An 18,536-nucleotide genomic window follows, 5' to 3' on the forward strand; every position below is an offset into this window, starting at 1 on the left:
GTGAGTCAACAAGTTATTAGATTAATTGTAACAAGCGATACCCATGGACATTGGTTAAATCAACCAGATAATCCTAAGGCATCTTTATTCAATACCGCAACTTGTATTGAAAATTTAAAAGCCAAAGAGGCTGCTGTGACTTTAACGATAGACCTAGGTGATTTTATCCAAGGGTCATCTTTTGCAACCTACTTGAGTCAAGAACGTCAAGACGGAAGAGTTATTGCTCGAGCAATGAATGTGATTGGTTATGACTATCAATTGATTGGGAATCATGAATTTAACTTTGGGCAAGATTACCGCGACCAGATAATTGAAGATTTGAATGCGGATTTACTTGTCAGCAATATTATTGATGATGCGACGGGCAAACCATTTTTAGGAAAACCGTATGATATCATTGAACAAAATGGCATCAAAATTGGTATTATAGGGGTAACAACTTCCTATATTCCAAACTGGGAATTGCCCGCCCATTATGAGGGATTACGATTTGAGGATGCCTTTGAATCCGCAAAGCATTATGTTGACATTGTGAGGGATCAAGTGGATGTTGTTATATTAGCGTATCATGGCGGTTTCGAAAGAGACTTAGTCACTAAGGAACCTTTAGAAGAATTAACGAAAGAAAATCAAGGATCAGAAATGTTATCAGGTATTGAAGGGGTTGACGTCTTATTAACAGGTCATCAACACCGTGAATTAAATCAACAAGTGAATCAAACTTATGTGATTCAACCTGGCTATGCCGGTGAAATTGTAGCCGAAGTAGAGATTCAACTTGGGGATAAACAAAAGGTTTCAAAAATTAACGGTACACTTCATAATACGGCTCAATGTGAGGTTAACCAAGCAGTTAAAGCTGTCATGGAACCTGAAATTACTGATGGAAATAATTGGTTGAATACCGTATTAGGTGTCGCACCTTTAGAACAAGTGACTATTAGTCCGATTGATGCGCGTTTGAATGGCCATCCATTTATTGAATTTTTAAATCAAATTCAATTCGATGAAACAGGGGCTGATTTTAGTTCTGTGGCGTTAGTTAATGACGCTTTTGTAAATTTCCACGGTGAAATTACGAATGAAACTTTATTAAAGAGCTATCCTTTCTATAATTTAATCGCTAAAGTGAATGTCACGGGTAATGACCTATATGAAGTCATGGAATTCAACTTACAATACCTAGAAGTAAACGCTCAAGGTAATATCGATGTAAATCCAGAATATGTTGAACCTAAACCAAGACATTATAACTTTGACGTCTATAGTGGAATGACTACAACCGTTGATATGACACAACCTGTTGGGCACCGTGTGGCAAGTATTGTTGATGATCGAACTGAAAAAATGCTGGATAAAAATGCTACTTACAGCGTGGCCTTATCTCAATACCGTGCCGTCGGCGGGGGAGACTTTAAGTGGTATGGTAAAGAAAAAATTGAATCAATCTCAAATATTGATATCGCGACTTTAATGAAAGATGCGCTAAGCACATATTCTCAAGAAAAATGGGACTATATTAATTCGAATTATCAGCACCTTAAATGGGAACCAAAATTAAATGTCGCTGATATGAATAACCCATGAGAATTATTAGGATACGATTATTTTACATAGAATTTACAAAAAATTAACAGTAGCTTGATATACTGAAATAACTTGAGAAGGATGAGGTGTAAGTATGCAAGTAAGATTTGAAGACGTGACACTGAAATTTGGAGATAAGACAGTATTAGACCGTATTAATTTCACTCTACCTAGTAGCGAATTAATTTCATTTTTAGGCCCAAGTGGTAGTGGGAAATCAACAACATTGTATCTCATATCTGGTTTGTTAGATGCAACGGAAGGAAAAATCTTCTTTGATGATAAAGAAGTAACGAATTTAGACCCAGTTAAACGGGGTGTGGGTTTAGTATTCCAAAACTATGCGCTTTATCCACATTTAACCGTCTTAGAGAATATTATGTTCCCTTTAAAAATGGCCAAAGTGAGTAAAAAGGAACGCCGTCGCATCGCCACTGAAATGGCGGAGTTAACTAAGATCGGCGATCAACTAGATAAATACCCACGTCAATTATCCGGTGGACAACAACAAAGGGTAGCGATTAGTCGTGCCTTAGCGAAATCACCGTCAATTCTATTAATGGATGAGCCATTAAGTAACTTGGATGCGCGTTTACGTATTGAAATGCGTGAAGAAATTCGCCGTATTCAAAAAGAAACGGGTGTTACAACCGTGTTTGTAACCCACGACCAAGAAGAAGCTTTAAGTATTGCAGACCATGTTATGGTCCTAGACGATGGGGAAATTCAACAAATGACAGATCCTGTTACTTTATATGAAGACCCTAAAAACTTATTTATTGCGAAATTTATTGGGTCGCCAATTATTAATATTTTTACAAAAGAATCGCGTTCTATCAATAAAGAACACTCATTCTATAATAAAGACTGGTTCCACTTTGGAGTTCGTCCAGAACATCTAGTTGTAGCTAATGAGGAATCACACTTATTAAGTGCAACAGTTGAACGTATCGAACGTGTAGGTAAAGACATCACAGTTCATTTAAATAATGACAGTGAGAAATTCATTGTTTCGGATGTCGATACTGAAGGCTTAAATGTTGGCGATACAATTTACTTTAATGCCGATGAAGCAAACACTTTATACTTCGACATAGAAGGGAATCGCCTGGAAAGCAGGGATAAAGATGAATAAGAAGGCAACAGTAAAAAGTACTTTAGTCTCTTTACTTTATTTAGCACCAGCCATTATTTTTATTGGTATTTTTACGATTTATCCAATCTTTAAATCGATTGATATGAGTTTTTATACAGACTTTAATATCTTTTCGGGTGAGATTAATGCTCGTGGGATGGATAATTATCAAGAGTTACTCACTGACCCTGAGTTCTTCAAAGCTTTAAAGAACACAGCGATTTATGTTATTGGTGTAGTACCTGCATCGATTACTATATCTTTGTTTGTAGCTGTATTACTGAATTCAATTCCTAAATTCCAAGGCTTCTTCCGTTCTGTTTACTTCTTACCTTTTGTAACGAGTACGGTTGCAATTTCAGTAGTTTGGAGTTGGCTTTACCACTCTAGATATGGCTTAATTAACTATATCTTAGGACTCTTTGGTGTTGGTGCCATCAACTGGCTAGGAGATCCTGATAACGCGATGATAGCCGTTATTATCATGGCGATTTGGAAGGGGTTAGGTTTTAACATCCTGCTTCTATTAGTTGGTTTAAATAATATTAGTGATAATTATTATCGCGCTGCTAAAGTTGATGGGGCAGGAGTTTGGGCAAGATTTACAAACATTACTATTCCACTCTTAAGACCGACATTATTCTTGCTGTCAGTTGTTGGAACGATTAATTCATTCAAAGTGTTTGATGAAGTCTTTGCTTTATTCAATGGACGACCTGGACCGGCAGGCTCAGCAACGACTGTTGTTTATTATCTATTTAGAAAATTCTATGAACAGTTCGATTATGGTGTCGCTGCGGCATCTGGAATTGTCTTATTCTTAATTGTACTTGTGATAACAATCATTCAATACCTTGGTAATCGGTATTTTGAGAAGCGGGGTGGGTAAGCATGAAAAAATTCTTACAATTATTTTCAATTTATTTAGTGCTTTTTCTAGGCGGTATCTTGATGGTGTTACCATTCTTCTGGATGGTGTCAACCAGTTTGAAATCAGCTGGTGAAGCGATTGCGATTCCACCGGCCCTTTTACCAAGCAATTGGTTGTTTTCAAACTATGAAGAAGCGCTCGAAGCAGCGCCGTTCGCTCGTTATTTCGTAAACAGTGTGATTGTCACGGTGGCTTCCACTGCGGGTGAATTATTTACTAGCATATTGGCAGCTTTTGCCTTTGCTAAACTTAAATTTTGGGGTAAAGATTTAATATTTATAATATTGTTAGCTACGATGATGGTCCCAGGTGAATTGATGACCATCCCGAACTTTGTTACTTTAGCAAATTGGGATTTAATTAATACTTATTGGGCATTAATCATTCCATGGTTAGCGAGTGTATTCTCGATCTTTACTCTAAAGCAGTCGTTTGAATCGATCCCAGATGCTTTATATTATTCTGCGAAAGTGGATGGAAGTAGTGACTGGCGTTTCCTTTGGGAAATGATGGTACCACTATCTCAATCATCGATTGTCGCGGTGATGATATTGAAGGTTATCGGAAGCTGGAACTCATTCATGTGGCCACTGATTGTTACAAATGATACTAGTCTACGTACATTACCTGTCGGACTTCAAGCATTTACAACAGAAGCGGGTACGAAATTTGAGTTATTAATGGCTGCCTCAACGATTGTTATTGTTCCTATGGTTATCATCTATCTATTGTTGCAACGTTACATTATTCAAGGTATCTCAAACTCTGGACTAAAAGGTTAGTCAATATATCCTCAGGAGGGAATTATTTAATGAAGAAATTTAAATTATCAGTTGCTGCTTTAGCGGCATCAGTATCAATAATTGCATTTGCACCATTCACTGCCCAAGCACAAGAAGAGCCAGTAGAAATTACTTTCTGGCACGCAATGAACGGTCCTCACCAAGACATGATCACTGAATTAGTTGAAGGATTCAACGGTTCACAAGACCAATATGTTGTTGTTGAACAAAACCAAGGTGACTACAGTACTTTACAACAAAGTATTATGGCATCTGGTGTGTCTGGTGACTTACCAACAATGTCTCAATTAACAAACTCAAATACACCTGATTACCGTGATCAAGGTTTATTAACGCCATTAGACGCTTACTTAACAGAAGAAAATGGTTGGACGGACGAGTTAAAAGACGGAATCTTTGAAGGGTTCATGACTGGTGTTACTTATGATGATGGAATCTATGCAATGCCATTCTCAAAATCAGTTCGTTTAATGTTTGTTAACCAAGATTTATTAGACGAAGTTGAAGCTGAAATTCCAACAACTTGGGCTGAAGTTCAAGCTTTAGGTGAAGCTCTTGACGAAGCTGGTTTAGAAGAAGAAGCAATGGGATTAGAAAACTCTATCTCAATGGAAGTTGAAACAATGGCTCGTCAAAATGGTGCAACTTGGATTTCTGATGATTTAACAGAAGTTGAAATTGCTTCAGAAACTGCCACTGAACCTGTACAATTCATTAAAGATTTAATTACTAATGGACATGCACGTCAAGCTGGAGAAGACGGATTCATGTCAGGTCCATTCTCACAAGGTGCAAGTGCATTATACATCGGATCTTCAGCTGGTTTAGCACACGTATTACCAGGAATTGAAGAAAATGGAATTAACATGACTACAGCTGAAATTCCAGTATTCAACGATGGTGAAAACTTAACTTTATTCGCTGGTAATGATTTAGGCTTATTTGAATCAGCTTCAGAAGAAGAACGCGCTGGTGCAGCTGCATTCTTAGCTTACTTATTAGAAGGTGAAAATACAGCTAAATGGGCAATTGGAACTGGTTACTTACCAATCACTCAAGCAGGATTAGATTCTGACTTATGGCAAGACTACTTAGCTGAAAACCCACTTGTAGAAGCAGCATCAGCAGAGTTAGACTACGGTCAATCACAAGTTCCTTATGTAGGATCTTCAGAAGTATTCAGTGAAATCGAATTAGCTTTAGAAAATATTATGATTAACGACGCTGACGTTCAAGCTGAAATGCAAGGAATCGAAGACTTAGTTAAAGGACATCTTGAAGTAGAGTAATCTACTTTCCACAACAATAGAATAGATAACAAATACACCCACTGAAACTTTAGTGGGTGTTTTTTGCCTTTAGGATTGTGAATCTTAGGTATTTGTGTGATTCAGATTAAACTAGCGACAAATGACAACTCCATTCGTCTTTAGATGGGCTAACTCAAGCCAAACGATAAGTCCATTCGTCTTTAGTTGAGGTAACTCAAGCCAAACGGTAACGCCATTTGTCTTTAGTTGACCTAGCTCAAGCCAAACGGCAAGTCCATTTGTCTTTAGTTGACCTAACTCAAGCCAAACGGTAACGCCATTCGTCTTTAGATGGGCTAACTCAAGCCAAACGGTAAGTCCATTCGTCTTTAGTTGAGGTAACTCAAGCCAAACGGTAACGCCATTTGTCTTTAGTTGACCTAGCTCAAGCCAAACGGCAAGTCCATTTGTCTTTAGTTGACCTAACTCAAGCCAAACAGTAACGCCATTTGTCTTTAGTTGACCTAGCTCAAGCCAAACGGCACTCACATTTGTCTTAAGTTACAAAAGGAATCCTTATTAGTTACAGCTAATTTAAATTAACGGTATTCTTCAAATTAAGCATATTATAGGTGTCCCAGACAGCTACCTTTATCTATCATGCGCCGATAGATATCAGACTTATATCACCAATTTATAAATAAACACTGATGTAACTTGATAGCAAATAAATTACATAAAAGCCATAATGATGGCTTTTTTATAAAAAATGTGAAAAAAGTGTTCTGAATTAGGGGTTTTCTGCTATGATTGTAAAAAAATCGTATGATGAATTAAAAAACGAGAAAATGTTCTACAGCTGCTGGATTGTCATTGCGATTCTAACCAATATATTCCAAACATCAGTTGCAATAGAATTGGGAATCAGTAACAGTGCCTTAGCAATTAATAATGTGATTGTTCTAGGAATTGGGATTTTTGTTTCATCTATCGTTTCAAAAAATTTATCAGGTTCACATTTTAATAAGACTTATTTAATGGGTATTATATCGTCTATTATCGGACTTGTAAGTTACAGTATTTCTCAAATTCAATCTTCCCAACAAAAGAGTATTCTAATGCCTATGGTTATGGTCAATCAGCTCAACAATTAGGCATGGCGATTGTTTCATCAGCAGTTGCAGGGATTGTGGATGTAAGTGGTGGTTGCAATACGGCTAGGATCGTAATGACAATCTTAGGAGTTGTTGGCGGTGCGTCATGGTTAGTCGCAATTACAAACTCTAAAAACTACGTAAAGTAATAATATTAAACTCCGGAACAGAGAAAGTCTGTGTCCGGAGTTTTTTGTGTGTCAAGATTATTTTTTAAAACTAAAATACCCCTGTAAAGCACGGTTAAATGCTCTACAGAGGTAAAGTATATAGAAGGGTAATTCAATTAGAATGACGCCATAACGATAAAGTTTAGGATGAATAGACCCATTGAAATCCATAAGATAGGGTGAACCTCTTTCGCTTCGCCTTTAACAATCTTTACAAGTCCATATGTAATGAAACCTGCTGCAATCCCATTAGAAATTGAATATGCCAGTCCCATGAAGACAGAAGTGAAGAAGGCTGGAACAGCGACTGAGAAATCAGACCATTCAATATCAGCAAAACTTGAAACCATTAAGATACCAACAATAATTAAAGCTGGTGCCGTTGCTGCTGTCGGAACAATACTTATAACTGGTGCTAAAAATGCTGCTAAGATAAAGCATATAGCGGTTGAAACTGAAGTTAATCCTGTACGACCTCCAGCTCCGATACCTGCAGCTGACTCAACGAAAGTCGTTGTATTAGAAGTACCAAACATCGCACCAAAGACAGTACCAATTGAATCGGCGAATAATGCGCGGTCCATTTTTGAAGTAATTCCTGTTGAATCTTCTAATTCTTGAATATCTTTATCTGTAAAGATTCCTGTACGACGACCTGTTCCAATGAATGTACCAATTGTATCGAAGACATCCGCCAAACTGAATGCAAAGATTGTCATAATAACGACTGGTAGTTTTGACAGATTAGAGAATAGGGAAGGTAAGCCGGCTGATGAAAAGATGACTAAGAAAGTATCTTTCAATTCAACAAAAGCATCCGCTAAAGTATTTTCAGAGAAATCAATCGTTGATAGATCAACTAAGCCAAATACCATCGCTAATAAAGTTGTCGCAATAATACCAATTAAAATTGCACCTTGAACATTTAAAATCATTAAAGCAATTGTAATGAATAATCCAATAATAACAACAAGAACCGTTGGTTGAGTTAAGTCAACTAACTCAGGTAAAATTCCACCACTTGTGACAACTGATTCAACGACACCGTTAATTTCAGTCCCGCCCGCTTGACCATTCACAGAGACGATATTTGATGCATCTGAAGTGAACTGTAACAAACCAGCATTTTTAATACCAAGGTAACCAATAAATACTCCGATACCGGCTGAGATTGCATGTTGTAAAAATTCTGGGATCGCAAGGATTAACATCTTACGAACTTTAGTTACTGTGATTAATACGTTAATTATCCCACAGATGAATACCATGGATAAAGCTTCTTGCCAAGTAAAGCCTAAAGCAAAGACAACTGTATATGTAAAGAATGCATTCAGACCCATACCCGGTGCAAGTGCATAAGGGACATTTGCAAATAATCCAATAAATAATGTCGAGATAGCTGATGCAAATAATGTCGCTAGAAACACTGCCTGAGAAGGCATGCCAGATAATGCTAAGATACTAGGGTTTACAAATATAATGTAAGACATTGCTAAGAAAGTTGTAATTCCCGCAACAATTTCTGTAGAAACGGTTGTGTTGTGTTCTTCCAACTTAAAAAAACGATTTAAAGCGTTCATTTTCTTCCTCCTAAAAGATGTTTATTACGCTAGTAAGTATAACAACGGACTTCTGAAATGCCTAGACCGAAACAAACGATTCGTATATATTCAGAGATGAACGTTCGTGTTTTTGATAAAAACCCATCTAAAATAATATTCACAACATATGTAGCTCATTATATACTCGTTGGCAATTATGATATAATCTATTATATGTAGGAAGAAGGTGACTTAGTATGACAAAAGAAAAAGCTTTTGTAATCGGCGATATCCATGGCATGTATCATTCGTTAGAGGTCATGTTATCTCATTGGCGCCGGGATGAAGAGCAACTAATATTAGTCGGCGATTATATTGATCGCGGACCCAATTCGGACTCTGTGTTAAAGATCGTAAGAATTTTACAAAAAGAGCATAATGCAATCCTTTTACGAGGCAATCATGAACAACTTTTCTTGAATTACTTACTTGAACCACGAAAAGAATGGAAACTTTATAAGAAAAATGGTGGTGCAACAACAATTTCCCAATTACTACAAATCCAAATCGAAGACGTTGAAGCACAAGCACCGGAGGAAGTAGTGGAGAAGCTCCTTGAGAAAGAACCGTGGTTGATAGAATGGCTGGAAAGTTTAGTTTATTACACAACTTTTGGTAATCATATTATTGTCCATGCAGGAGTAGACTTTACTAAATCAGATTGGCGTTACACTTCTTTGCATGATTTCTTATGGATTCGAGAAGGGTTTCATTATGAAAAAAATACGACCGGTCGCAACATCATCTTCGGCCATACACCTGTTCAAACATTGCATGAATCCGTCGAACCTTGGCAACGTGATGGCAAATGGGGTATCGATGGTGGGAATGTTTATGGCGGAAGCTTAATTGCTTTACGCATTGATCGAGAAGAAGTGAAGGATGTCGTAGTATTAAGATAGGAGATTTTTAATGGCAACAGTTATTGATACAGCAGATTTAATTAAACAAATTAATCAAGAAACAAAAATTAGTTCCAAGCAAATCCAAGCGGTACTGAATTTATTAAGTGAAGGGAATACGATTCCATTTATTGCGCGTTACCGTAAAGAAGTAACTGGATCACTGGATGAAGTTCAAATTCACGATATCGAACAAAAATATACTTATGCGAAACAATTGGGCGAGCGAAAAGAAGAAGTCGTTCGCTTAATTGCTGAACAAGAAAAATTAACCGATGAGATTGAACGAAATGTTATGAAATCTTCAACCTTACAACAAGTCGAAGATATTTACCGTCCGTTCAAACAAAGTCGCCGTACAAAAGCGATGACAGCGAAGGAAAATGGCCTAGAACCATTAGCCGAGTGGTTATTATCAGTTGAAGCAACGGATGCAATTCCAGAAGCAGAAGCAGAAAAATATATCAACGATGAAGTGCCAACCGCACAAGATGCGTTAGCAGGTGCACATGAAATCTTAGCTCAAGAAGTGTCTGATAACGCACAGTTCCGTGAATTTATTCGTAAATACACGCGCTATAATGCTAAAATCGCAACTACACTTAAAGATGAAGACAAAGATGAGAATAAAGTGTATCAACAATATTATGAATTTAGCGAATCGTTAACGGCATTGATGTCTCACCGTACGCTTGCAATTAATCGTGCAGAAAAAGAAGGCGTCATCACAGTGAAAATTCAAGTTGATACTGAACCAGTTATTAAATATATGTCGAATCGATTCATTCCTAAAGAGTTAAATGAAGACAAGAAAGAGTTAGTTCAATTGGCTGTTGAAGACGCTTATAAACGCTTCATTGGACCAGCCATTGAACGTGAGATGCGGAGTGAAGCAACGGAAGAGGCCAGTCAACAAGCGATTAAAGTCTTCGGTGAGAACTTACGTAACCTCTTACTACAACCACCTTTAAAAGGACGTGTTGTCATGGGCTTTGACCCCGCATACCGTACGGGGTGTAAATTAGCTATCATCAATGAAACAGGTCGAGTATTGGATAAAGGTGTTATTTATCCACATAAACCTGCAGCAGGCCCTAAACGTCAAGCAGCTAAAGGCGAGTTATTAGAATTTATCCGTAAACACGATGTGGATATCATTGCGATCGGTAATGGGACAGCTAGTCGTGAGTCTGAACAATTTGTTTCAAATCTAATTAAAGAACATAACTTGGACACACAATTTATCGTGATTAATGAAGCGGGTGCTTCGGTATACAGTGCCAGTGCCATTGCCCGTAAAGAGTTCCCGGACTTCCAAGTTGAAGAACGTAGTGCGGTATCAATTGCTCGTCGTTTACAAGATCCGATTGCTGAATTAATTAAAATTGATCCTAAATCTATGGGAGTAGGTCAATACCAACATGATGTGAGTCAAAAAGATTTAACGCAACAATTAGACTTTGTGGTCAACATTACCGTTAACCAGGTTGGAGTCGATTTGAATACTGCTAGTATCCAATTATTGGAGCACGTTTCAGGCTTGACTGCAGCCACAGCTAAGAATGTGATTGCACTTCGTGACGAAATAGGTCACTTCTCAAGTCGTGAACAAATTAAAGATGTCAAACGTTTAGGTCCTAAAACTTATGAACAAGCGGTAGGTTTCATGCGTATCTTAGGCGGGGAAAATCCATTAGACCAAACGAGTATTCACCCGGAAAGTTATAAAGTGGCTTTAGATATTTTAAATCAGGCAAATGTTAACGTAAATGATATTGGTTCTGAAGAGGCGATTGAAACACTAAAATCACTCAAAGCCAGTGACTTAGCAACCCAATACGACTTAGGTGAAGAATCTATCTCAGATATTTTAGATGGGTTAATGCATCCAACAGCAGATGTACGTGACGGGCAAGATGCGCCAGTCCTTCGTGCGGACGTCTTATCAATGGAAGATTTGGATGAGGGGATGCAACTGCAAGGAGTCGTGCGTAACGTGGTCGACTTTGGTGCTTTCGTTGATATTGGAGTAAAACAAGATGGTTTAGTACACATCTCCAAACTCTCTAAAAAATTCATCAAACATCCGTCTGATGCCGTTTCTGTCGGAGATATTATTGAAGTTGAAGTGATTTCTTTAGACCGTCAAAAAGGCCGCATTGGGTTAAAGAGAATTTTTAATAAAGAGTAAAGACAAAAAAACACGGTTGCTTCTAACGAAGTCACCGTGTTTCTTTTATATACTGAGTTTATGATGCGATCGATGGGATTTGAACCCACACATCCTTAAGGACACTAGCCCCTCAAGCTAGCGCGTCTGCCATTCCGCCACGATCGCGTGTTTTCCTTAAATTAAAGTACAAGATTTATAATAGCACAAACGTGGTTTAGATTCAATATTTCATAGTGAAGAGAATAGAGTATATAAATCTGTTAAAGAGTTTTTATAATTGAGTAAAGTCATGGTTTTGATATAATCATAGTGTAAGTTATTAAATTTAGAAAGGAAGTATATGATGCAAAAATCACTATTATATCCAATTAATAACATTAAGCGCCATAGAGAAAGTTTAGACGGTTTATGGCAATTCAAATTTGACCCGCAAGATGAAGGGGACCAACAAGGATGGAAGGACGGTTAATCAGAAACGATTGATATGCCTGTTCCAGCAAGTTTCAATGATTTTTTTACAGACAAAGAATCACGCGACTACACAGGGACTTTCTGGTATCAAACAGAATTTTATGCCAAAGAAGAGGCAGATTCAGATATCCTATTGCGCTTTGGGAGCGCCACGCATCATGCAGAAGTCTTTGTTAATGGAGTGAGTGTTGGGGAACACCGAGGCGGTTTCTTACCATTTGAACTCAATGTTTCCAAAGCAGTGAAGTTCAATGCGAAAAATATAGTAGTCGTTAAGATGAATAACATTCTTTCAAGAACGACGCTTCCAGCAGGGGTCACTGAAACACTTGTTAGTGGACGCCGCATTACGAAACCATTCTTTGATTTTTTTAACTATGCGGGACTTCAAAGAAGTGTTCATTTAGTTACTGTTCCTAAGACGCGCATCTTAGACTTTGACCTGACGTATGAATTGGCTGACAATCAAGCATTTATCGACTATAAAATAACGACTTCAGATAATGCAGCAGGTCAAATCAGTGTTGAACTTTATGATTAAGATGACCAATTAGTGACTGAAGCGAGTGGCAGTGAAGGAAAATTAACTGTCAACGATCCTACATTGTGGAAAGTTTTAGACAGCTACTTATATCGTTTTGTCATTAAAGTTCAAGACAGCGATGCAATCATTGACGAGTATGAACAAGCTATTGGAATTAGAACTGTTGAAATTCAAGGCGAGAAGATATTAATTAATGGAGAAGAAACGTATCTAAAAGGTTATGGTAAGCACGAAGATGCAGACATTATCGGACGTGGCTTTAGCTACCCAATGAATAAGCGCGATTTCGAATTAATGAAATGGTCTGGAGCGAATTCATTCAGAACTTCACACTATCCTTATGCTGAAGAAGTTTATCAAATGGCTGACCGTGAAGGTTTCTTGATTATTGACGAAGTAGCAGCTGTTGGTTTCTTAGAAAGTATCGTAAACTTCTTAGCAGCTTCTCAAGGTACAGATATTGACTTCTTTGAAGCTCATCCAAATCTAGATGAATTGCAAAAGAACCATATTGAAGATATTCATGACAGATTTTACGTGATAAAAATCACCCAAGTGTCTTTGCATGGAGCTTACTGAATGAGCCAAGCACAACAACAGAAGCAGCGAATGAATATTTCGGACCATTATTTGAAGCAGCTCACAAATATGGTCCGCAACAACGTCCACGTATATTTGCCTTAATTATGTATTCAACTCCAGATGCTTGTAAAAGTTATCACCATGCTGATTCCCTATGTATGAACCGTTATTACGGTTGGTATGTTAAAGGTGAATCAGACTTTGAAGGTGCTGAACGACTATTCCGTGATGAGATGGACGCTTGGGTAGAACTCGATTTAAATAAACCAATGATTTTTACTGAATATGGTACAGATAATTACATCGGTGAATCAAAACTACCATCTGTGATGGGACAGAGCAATACAGGGATGGGTACTTAGATATGTATCACCGCGTGTTTGCTGATTATGACATGGTTCAAAGTGAGCAAATTTGGAACTTTGCTGATTTCCAAACTGTTGAAGGTCTGATGCGAGTGAACGGAAATAGAAAAGGTGTATTCACATGTCAATGCCAACCTAAACGCGTCGCTTATAAATTAAAAGAACGCTGGGAAAATATTGAATAGATTTTAAACGAAGCATCCTATTGATTTAGGATGCTTTTTCTAATGTGTGAATTTTGTGTTATAAAACTGTGTAAAAAAGGCTATGGAGTTGATATGTAACCGTTTTATTGGTAAGGTTAATTTAGAGAAAGAGAGCACTTAAGTTTGAAATTGAAAGAGGTGGGAACGATGAGAAAAGTAAAATTATTAATGGTTCCTTTAGCAATATTGACACTTGCTGGCGCAATGAACACGAGCGTTGGAACCGTCATGGCCCAAGCAGACGCAGACTACAGTACAGGCACAGTGATTACTCATACGGTTAGACCAGGCGAATACCTCAACAAAATCGCAAACGACTACGGCGTAACAGCTAACGAATTAAGATTATGGAACCATTTAACAACTGATTTATTACAAATTGGGCAACAATTAAAAATCGTCACAGACGCTGAAACACCACCGCCAACAGGCTCAGTATATACAGTAAGAGCTGGAGATACTTTATGGCGTATCGCTAACACTTATGGTGTAACAGTGAATCAGATTAAATCATGGAACAATCTATCATCTGATTTCTTATACATTGGCATGCGACTTGTTGTATCTGATCAAGGTACAACACCACCTCCATCTGAAGGATTAACTTATACAGTCAGATCAGGGGATACATTATGGAGCATTGCGAATCGTTACGGCGTAACGGTTAACCAATTGAAGTCATGGAACAATCTGTCATCTGATTTCTTAGCCATCGGCATGCGCTTAAATATTAGAGGTGGCGATAATCAACCGCCATCACAAGGAACCGTTCACCGAGTACAGCCCGGCGACACATTATTTAACTTAGCTTACCGCTACGGAACTTCAGTCAATCAATTAAAAGCATGGAATAACTTAACATCAGACTTAATCTATATCGGCACTTACTTAAGAGTGTCACAACCATAATATAGATTGAACAGCGCCAACCACTTCGGTGATTGGCGTTTTTTTTGTGCTGGTAGTGGGGTGCGGGGATTTAATTTCTCCTGTCATTCGGTGACCTGTCCCGTTAGCCGTCCAATATCCCGTGTCATTATGTGACCCGTCCCGTTAGTCGTTTAATTTCCCCTGTCATTATGTGACCCGTCCCGTTAGCCGTTCAATTTCCCTTGTCATGTGATGACGTGTCCAGTTAGCTGTCCAATTTCCCTTGTCATTGTGTGACCTGTCCAGTTAGGCGTTCAATATCCCTTGTCATTGTGTGACCTGTCCAGTTAGGCGTTCAATATCCCGTGTCATTATGTGACCCGTCCCGTTTGTCGTTTAATTTCCCCTGTCATTATGTGACCCGTCCCGTTAGCCGTTTAATTTCCCTTGTCATATAGTGACAAGTCCTGTTAGTTGTTTAATTTCCCCTGTCATAGAGTGACAAGTCCAATTAAATTCTCAACTCCAATCCAAACAAATAGCACCGACCGAAGTCGATGCCAATCGCATTTTATATAAATGTTCGTTTCTTGATCTCTCCCCAAATCACTTGGCCTTTTGTCACTAGCATATAAATCAACACAATTAAACCAAAGCCAAAGGAAATCAAGGAAGGGGTTTGAAATTGAATCCAACCGATTAAAAGGAATATCATTGGCACTAAACTTAAGATAGCTACGGCAGCCCAGTATAGAACATAATCACCTGGTTTCATGCGGGTCATTATTGCGGTGATGATCATACTAATTAAAGTCGAGCTACATATGATAGGAACTGCATAAGTTAGCGACCAAGCTGACCAACCAATAGTGTAATCTAAGTAAACGCACATGAGGGACAAGATGATTAATAAATAAAGTAAGCTTTTGGCAATGTTACGACGCTTGCGAATCAAGGTCAGCACTGCCAACCACATTGTAATTATTCCAAAGGCTGCCCCTTGAAATAATTGGATGCGACCGTGATAGAGTAAGCCAATCCCAAGAATAACTGCCACAACAATTAAAGAGAAAGCCATCAAAAATTGAGTAATGAAACGACGATTAAATTGCAAGGGCACATCTGGCATTGAACTGGATGTGACTGGAATATTACTATCAAGAGGCGCCTCACAAAGAGGGCATTTATCCCAATCACCTTTCACGCTCACGTGGCATTCTGGACACTTACGCATCATAACGACCTCCCAACTCTTCCTCAGTCACTTTGTTTACCGTCATCGTCACCGGAATATTCTCGTCACTTAAGAACCTAACATAATGACGGTAAATATCCGTTTCAATAAATGGGGACGTAAAAGTTATCGTCAATACATCATTATGACTAATTGCGCAAAACTGCGGACGAACCGCAATCGTATGGAAATAAACTTGATGAATCATTTGATCAACTAAATAAGGGAAACTAACTAGACCAAGATTGGAAATCGCAAAAGTGAGCTTACGATTATTCATGTAATTAGCAAATTTTAAAGCCAAATCTTTAATCGGTCGTAAAATAATCCGACTTAAAGGATGGTACTCATATTGAATTAGCTGACTAAGCCAACTTTCTAAAGAATCTTTCTCTAGTTGCGGATCTAGCTGATTTTTTAATTCCTGAGAAATTGCTTTTAAAGAATTGTCACCATTCTTCTTATATTTATATTCCAACCGTGTCACCGCAAAGAAATTTCGCGCGGAATCAGAAGGGAAGAACTGACGCAAATTCACTGGCACAGAAACGGCCATCGTCTCATCCCCTTGGAAATTCGGTTCGGCTTTACGAATCGATTCCATAAAAACTGCAGTCAGATAAACTGTTAAAGAAACATTCATCGCTTTCGCTTTTTTCAAAATATCTTTGACTGGCATTTCCAATTCAACGACGCGCGGACGGTAATCTGACGTGTAAGTTCCTTTGTAGTGATAGACTTTTCGACTCGGTTTGGGTTCCTTTTCAACCGCAGGGAATAAGAAGTTTTTTGCCTTAGCACCGACCGTTGTAACTCCCCGTAAAGCTGATTGGGCAGCTTTCGAAAAGTTCAATTGATCCTTTCGTCTAAAATGGCGCTCGAAACTGTCTTCACTCGATTGGTCATGAATATAAGTCGAAACTTCAACGTCTTCATCTTTTAAATCAGGATGTTTTAAACTCAAGTACTCGGTAATTAAATCTTGAAAGAACCACATCGCTCCCGTTCCGTCAGATAAGACGTGAAAGACCTCAAGACTCACGCGCTTCTTCCAGTACATGACACGAAATAATAAATTACGCCGATCGAAAAAATACAAAGGACGACAGGGTGTGTTCGTATCTGGCTCTACTTTGGGCTTCAAATCACTTTCTTCCAAGTAATACCAAAAGAAACCGCGCCGCAAAACACTGTGATAAAGTAAATTTTGCTCAAAGACTTTATTCAAAGCTTGTTGTAGCAAGTCAGGGTCCACTGTATCAGTGACTTCAGCACTAATTCGAAACACTTTACTATCACGGTTAGACATCGCTGCTAAGAAGATATTTGATGCGTTATCTAGGCGAACCCAATTTTTACGCTCATTAACTTTCTGATTCTCCACGTATGTCACTCCTTCTCAAGTGATTCTCTAAATAATCTTTGATTAACAAATAAGTTGTATCAATAATACCTTCATTTAATGGGGCAAAAAGAAAATTATGAACAGTATCTTTTGCACGCATAATTTCCACTTGGTTCCCAGCTTCTAACAACATGAAGCCATAAACTTCACCTTCATCACGTAAAGGGTCAAATTCAGATGAGATAACTAAAGTGTCCGGTTGATTACTAAAATCCTCAGTCATTAACGGTGCGATGTACGGATTCTGTCTTTTGACCTCGTCCGGTTCATACATTTCCATATATTCCTGCATTTTCTTTGCTGTGAGTCCATAGTCATAGCCATTCTCCTCAACACTTTTAAAAGGAGACGCTTCATCGTGGCGCCAATACGTCACAGGATTAATTAAAATTTGTTTACTTGGTAAAGGTTTTCCTTCATTACGTAAGCGTAAAGAAACGACAGCAGCTAAATTTCCTCCAGCTGAGTTTCCAACAATAATAATATTACGCGCGCCTTTAATTCCCGTTAAATCCGGACGTGATAAAAGTAGTTGAGCGACGTGATAACAGTCTTCGAAACCAGCAGGGTAAGGATTCTCAGGTGCTTTTAAATAATCAACCGCTAAGACAATCCGCCCCATTTGATCAGCCAAACGACGACAATCTTTTGTATAGGTATCTATATTTCCTAAAACCCAGCCCCCACCATGAAAGAATAATATAATGTCACTACTCATCAATTTTTTTGGACGAAAAATGCGAATCGGAATTTCATGACTTTGATCTGCAGAATAAATCTTCTGATCCAAATACTGAAAGCGGGATTTAGAAGGGGTGACAAAAACCTTTTGTAATTGCCGTACGAATTTGTATGATTCATGCATATTAATCGTTGGCGATGATAATAATTTTAATGCAAAACGTTTAAGAGTATTCATATTACTACCTCATAATATTTAGTTTTCTTCAGTGTGTCGTATATCAAGAGAAGTGTCAAGTTGTTAGTAAAAAATGATCAAAAAATACTTATAAGACTTATAAAATCCTGAATAATTCATAGTTTTACTAATAGTCTTTCCTAACATTGATTTAATAGTCTTTAAAGTAATCTGCTTCATCACCCATTAGGTGATGAAAAAAGACCCCCTTTCTGATATGGTTAATTCACC

Annotated in this window: 19 protein-coding genes and 1 tRNA gene; 14 read left to right on the forward strand and 6 right to left on the reverse strand. The window is 38.1% G+C overall.

Going from position 1 to position 18,536, the window contains the following annotated elements; genetic code table 11:
* The 5 genes from ACEN33_RS05410 to ACEN33_RS05430 all read left to right on the forward strand — a co-directional run bounded on the left by ACEN33_RS05410 (position 1) and on the right by ACEN33_RS05430 (position 5,748).
* Positions 1-1,590, forward strand: coding sequence for a bifunctional metallophosphatase/5'-nucleotidase (locus ACEN33_RS05410; RefSeq protein WP_407094709.1), 1,590 nt, complete (start codon positions 1-3; stop codon positions 1,588-1,590).
* Positions 1,591-1,684: 94 nt separating this feature from the next.
* Positions 1,685-2,725 (forward strand): ABC transporter ATP-binding protein, encoded by a 1,041-nt coding sequence (locus tag ACEN33_RS05415; RefSeq protein WP_407094710.1) that lies wholly within the window; start codon positions 1,685-1,687, stop codon positions 2,723-2,725.
* Positions 2,718-3,614 (forward strand): carbohydrate ABC transporter permease, encoded by an 897-nt coding sequence (locus ACEN33_RS05420; RefSeq protein WP_407094711.1) that lies wholly within the window; start codon positions 2,718-2,720, stop codon positions 3,612-3,614. The genes ACEN33_RS05415 and ACEN33_RS05420 overlap by 8 nt, the downstream gene beginning before the upstream one ends.
* Before the next feature lie 2 nt (positions 3,615-3,616).
* Positions 3,617-4,438 (forward strand): carbohydrate ABC transporter permease, encoded by an 822-nt coding sequence (locus tag ACEN33_RS05425; protein ID WP_197105148.1) that lies wholly within the window; start codon positions 3,617-3,619, stop codon positions 4,436-4,438.
* A 29-nt stretch (positions 4,439-4,467) separates the two neighbouring features.
* The gene (locus ACEN33_RS05430) at positions 4,468-5,748 is read left to right on the forward strand and encodes an ABC transporter substrate-binding protein (protein ID WP_407094712.1); all 1,281 of its coding nucleotides are present in this window, start codon (positions 4,468-4,470) and stop codon (positions 5,746-5,748) included.
* Between the two features lie 111 nt (positions 5,749-5,859).
* On the opposite strand, the gene ACEN33_RS05435 is transcribed toward ACEN33_RS05430, so the two are convergent.
* On the reverse strand, positions 5,860-6,258 hold the full coding sequence (locus ACEN33_RS05435; protein WP_407094713.1) for a hypothetical protein: 399 nt from the start codon (positions 6,256-6,258) through the stop codon (positions 5,860-5,862).
* Positions 6,259-6,515: 257 nt separating this feature from the next.
* Between ACEN33_RS05435 and ACEN33_RS05440 the strand changes: the two genes are divergently transcribed.
* Positions 6,516-6,863: a hypothetical protein gene (locus tag ACEN33_RS05440; RefSeq protein WP_407090306.1), complete on the forward strand. Its 348-nt coding sequence runs from the start codon at positions 6,516-6,518 to the stop codon at positions 6,861-6,863.
* A 286-nt stretch (positions 6,864-7,149) separates the two neighbouring features.
* Here the strand turns inward: ACEN33_RS05440 and ACEN33_RS05445 are convergent, their stop codons facing one another.
* Positions 7,150-8,613, reverse strand: a complete 1,464-nt coding sequence (locus ACEN33_RS05445) for an NCS2 family permease (RefSeq protein WP_407094714.1) — start codon at positions 8,611-8,613, stop codon at positions 7,150-7,152.
* 218 nt (positions 8,614-8,831) lie between these two features.
* Between ACEN33_RS05445 and ACEN33_RS05450 the strand changes: the two genes are divergently transcribed.
* Together ACEN33_RS05450 and ACEN33_RS05455 are read left to right on the forward strand one after the other, a co-directional pair.
* Positions 8,832-9,536, forward strand: a complete 705-nt coding sequence (locus ACEN33_RS05450) for a metallophosphoesterase family protein (protein WP_407094715.1) — start codon at positions 8,832-8,834, stop codon at positions 9,534-9,536.
* Between the two features lie 10 nt (positions 9,537-9,546).
* Positions 9,547-11,727 carry a Tex family protein gene (locus tag ACEN33_RS05455; RefSeq protein ID WP_407094716.1) on the forward strand — a complete coding sequence of 727 codons (2,181 nt, stop codon included), beginning with the start codon at positions 9,547-9,549 and terminating at the stop codon, positions 11,725-11,727.
* 64 nt (positions 11,728-11,791) lie between these two features.
* On the opposite strand, the gene ACEN33_RS05460 is transcribed toward ACEN33_RS05455, so the two are convergent.
* A tRNA-Leu gene (locus tag ACEN33_RS05460) sits at positions 11,792-11,874 on the reverse strand.
* A 178-nt stretch (positions 11,875-12,052) separates the two neighbouring features.
* On the opposite strand from ACEN33_RS05460, the gene ACEN33_RS05465 reads away from it, so the two are divergent.
* The 6 genes from ACEN33_RS05465 (at position 12,053) to ACEN33_RS05490 (ending at position 14,786) form a co-directional block, all read left to right on the forward strand.
* Entirely contained in the window at positions 12,053-12,178 is a 126-nt protein-coding gene (locus tag ACEN33_RS05465) for a hypothetical protein (protein WP_407094717.1), read from the forward strand.
* A 15-nt stretch (positions 12,179-12,193) separates the two neighbouring features.
* The gene (locus tag ACEN33_RS05470) at positions 12,194-12,721 is read left to right on the forward strand and encodes a sugar-binding domain-containing protein (protein WP_407094718.1); all 528 of its coding nucleotides are present in this window, start codon (positions 12,194-12,196) and stop codon (positions 12,719-12,721) included.
* 12 nt (positions 12,722-12,733) lie between these two features.
* The gene (locus ACEN33_RS05475) at positions 12,734-13,303 is read left to right on the forward strand and encodes a glycoside hydrolase family 2 TIM barrel-domain containing protein (RefSeq protein WP_407094719.1); all 570 of its coding nucleotides are present in this window, start codon (positions 12,734-12,736) and stop codon (positions 13,301-13,303) included.
* A complete protein-coding gene (locus ACEN33_RS05480) occupies positions 13,300-13,668 on the forward strand; it encodes a hypothetical protein (protein WP_407094722.1) in 369 nt (122 codons plus the stop codon). The genes ACEN33_RS05475 and ACEN33_RS05480 overlap by 4 nt, the downstream gene beginning before the upstream one ends.
* Positions 13,669-13,670: 2 nt before the next feature.
* Complete coding sequence (locus ACEN33_RS05485; RefSeq protein WP_407090315.1) at positions 13,671-13,856, forward strand: glycoside hydrolase family 2 TIM barrel-domain containing protein; 186 nt, start codon at positions 13,671-13,673, stop codon at positions 13,854-13,856.
* 168 nt (positions 13,857-14,024) lie between these two features.
* Complete coding sequence (locus tag ACEN33_RS05490) at positions 14,025-14,786, forward strand: LysM peptidoglycan-binding domain-containing protein (protein WP_407094720.1); 762 nt, start codon at positions 14,025-14,027, stop codon at positions 14,784-14,786.
* 532 nt (positions 14,787-15,318) lie between these two features.
* Here the strand turns inward: ACEN33_RS05490 and ACEN33_RS05495 are convergent.
* The 3 genes from ACEN33_RS05495 to ACEN33_RS05505 are packed head-to-tail and all read right to left on the reverse strand — an operon-like array spanning position 15,319 to position 18,305.
* Positions 15,319-15,984, reverse strand: coding sequence for a DUF6320 domain-containing protein (locus ACEN33_RS05495; protein ID WP_407094721.1), 666 nt, complete (start codon positions 15,982-15,984; stop codon positions 15,319-15,321).
* Positions 15,974-17,365 (reverse strand): alcohol acetyltransferase, encoded by a 1,392-nt coding sequence (locus tag ACEN33_RS05500; protein WP_407090311.1) that lies wholly within the window; start codon positions 17,363-17,365, stop codon positions 15,974-15,976. The genes ACEN33_RS05495 and ACEN33_RS05500 overlap by 11 nt, the downstream gene beginning before the upstream one ends.
* Positions 17,346-18,305 carry an alpha/beta hydrolase gene (locus ACEN33_RS05505; protein ID WP_407094247.1) on the reverse strand — a complete coding sequence of 320 codons (960 nt, stop codon included), beginning with the start codon at positions 18,303-18,305 and terminating at the stop codon, positions 17,346-17,348. The genes ACEN33_RS05500 and ACEN33_RS05505 overlap by 20 nt, the downstream gene beginning before the upstream one ends.
* Positions 18,306-18,536: the final 231 nt, after the last annotated feature.

This window comes from Ruoffia sp. FAM 24228, from assembly GCF_045528575.1.
GTDB classification, from domain to species: domain Bacteria; phylum Bacillota; class Bacilli; order Lactobacillales; family Aerococcaceae; genus Ruoffia; species Ruoffia halotolerans.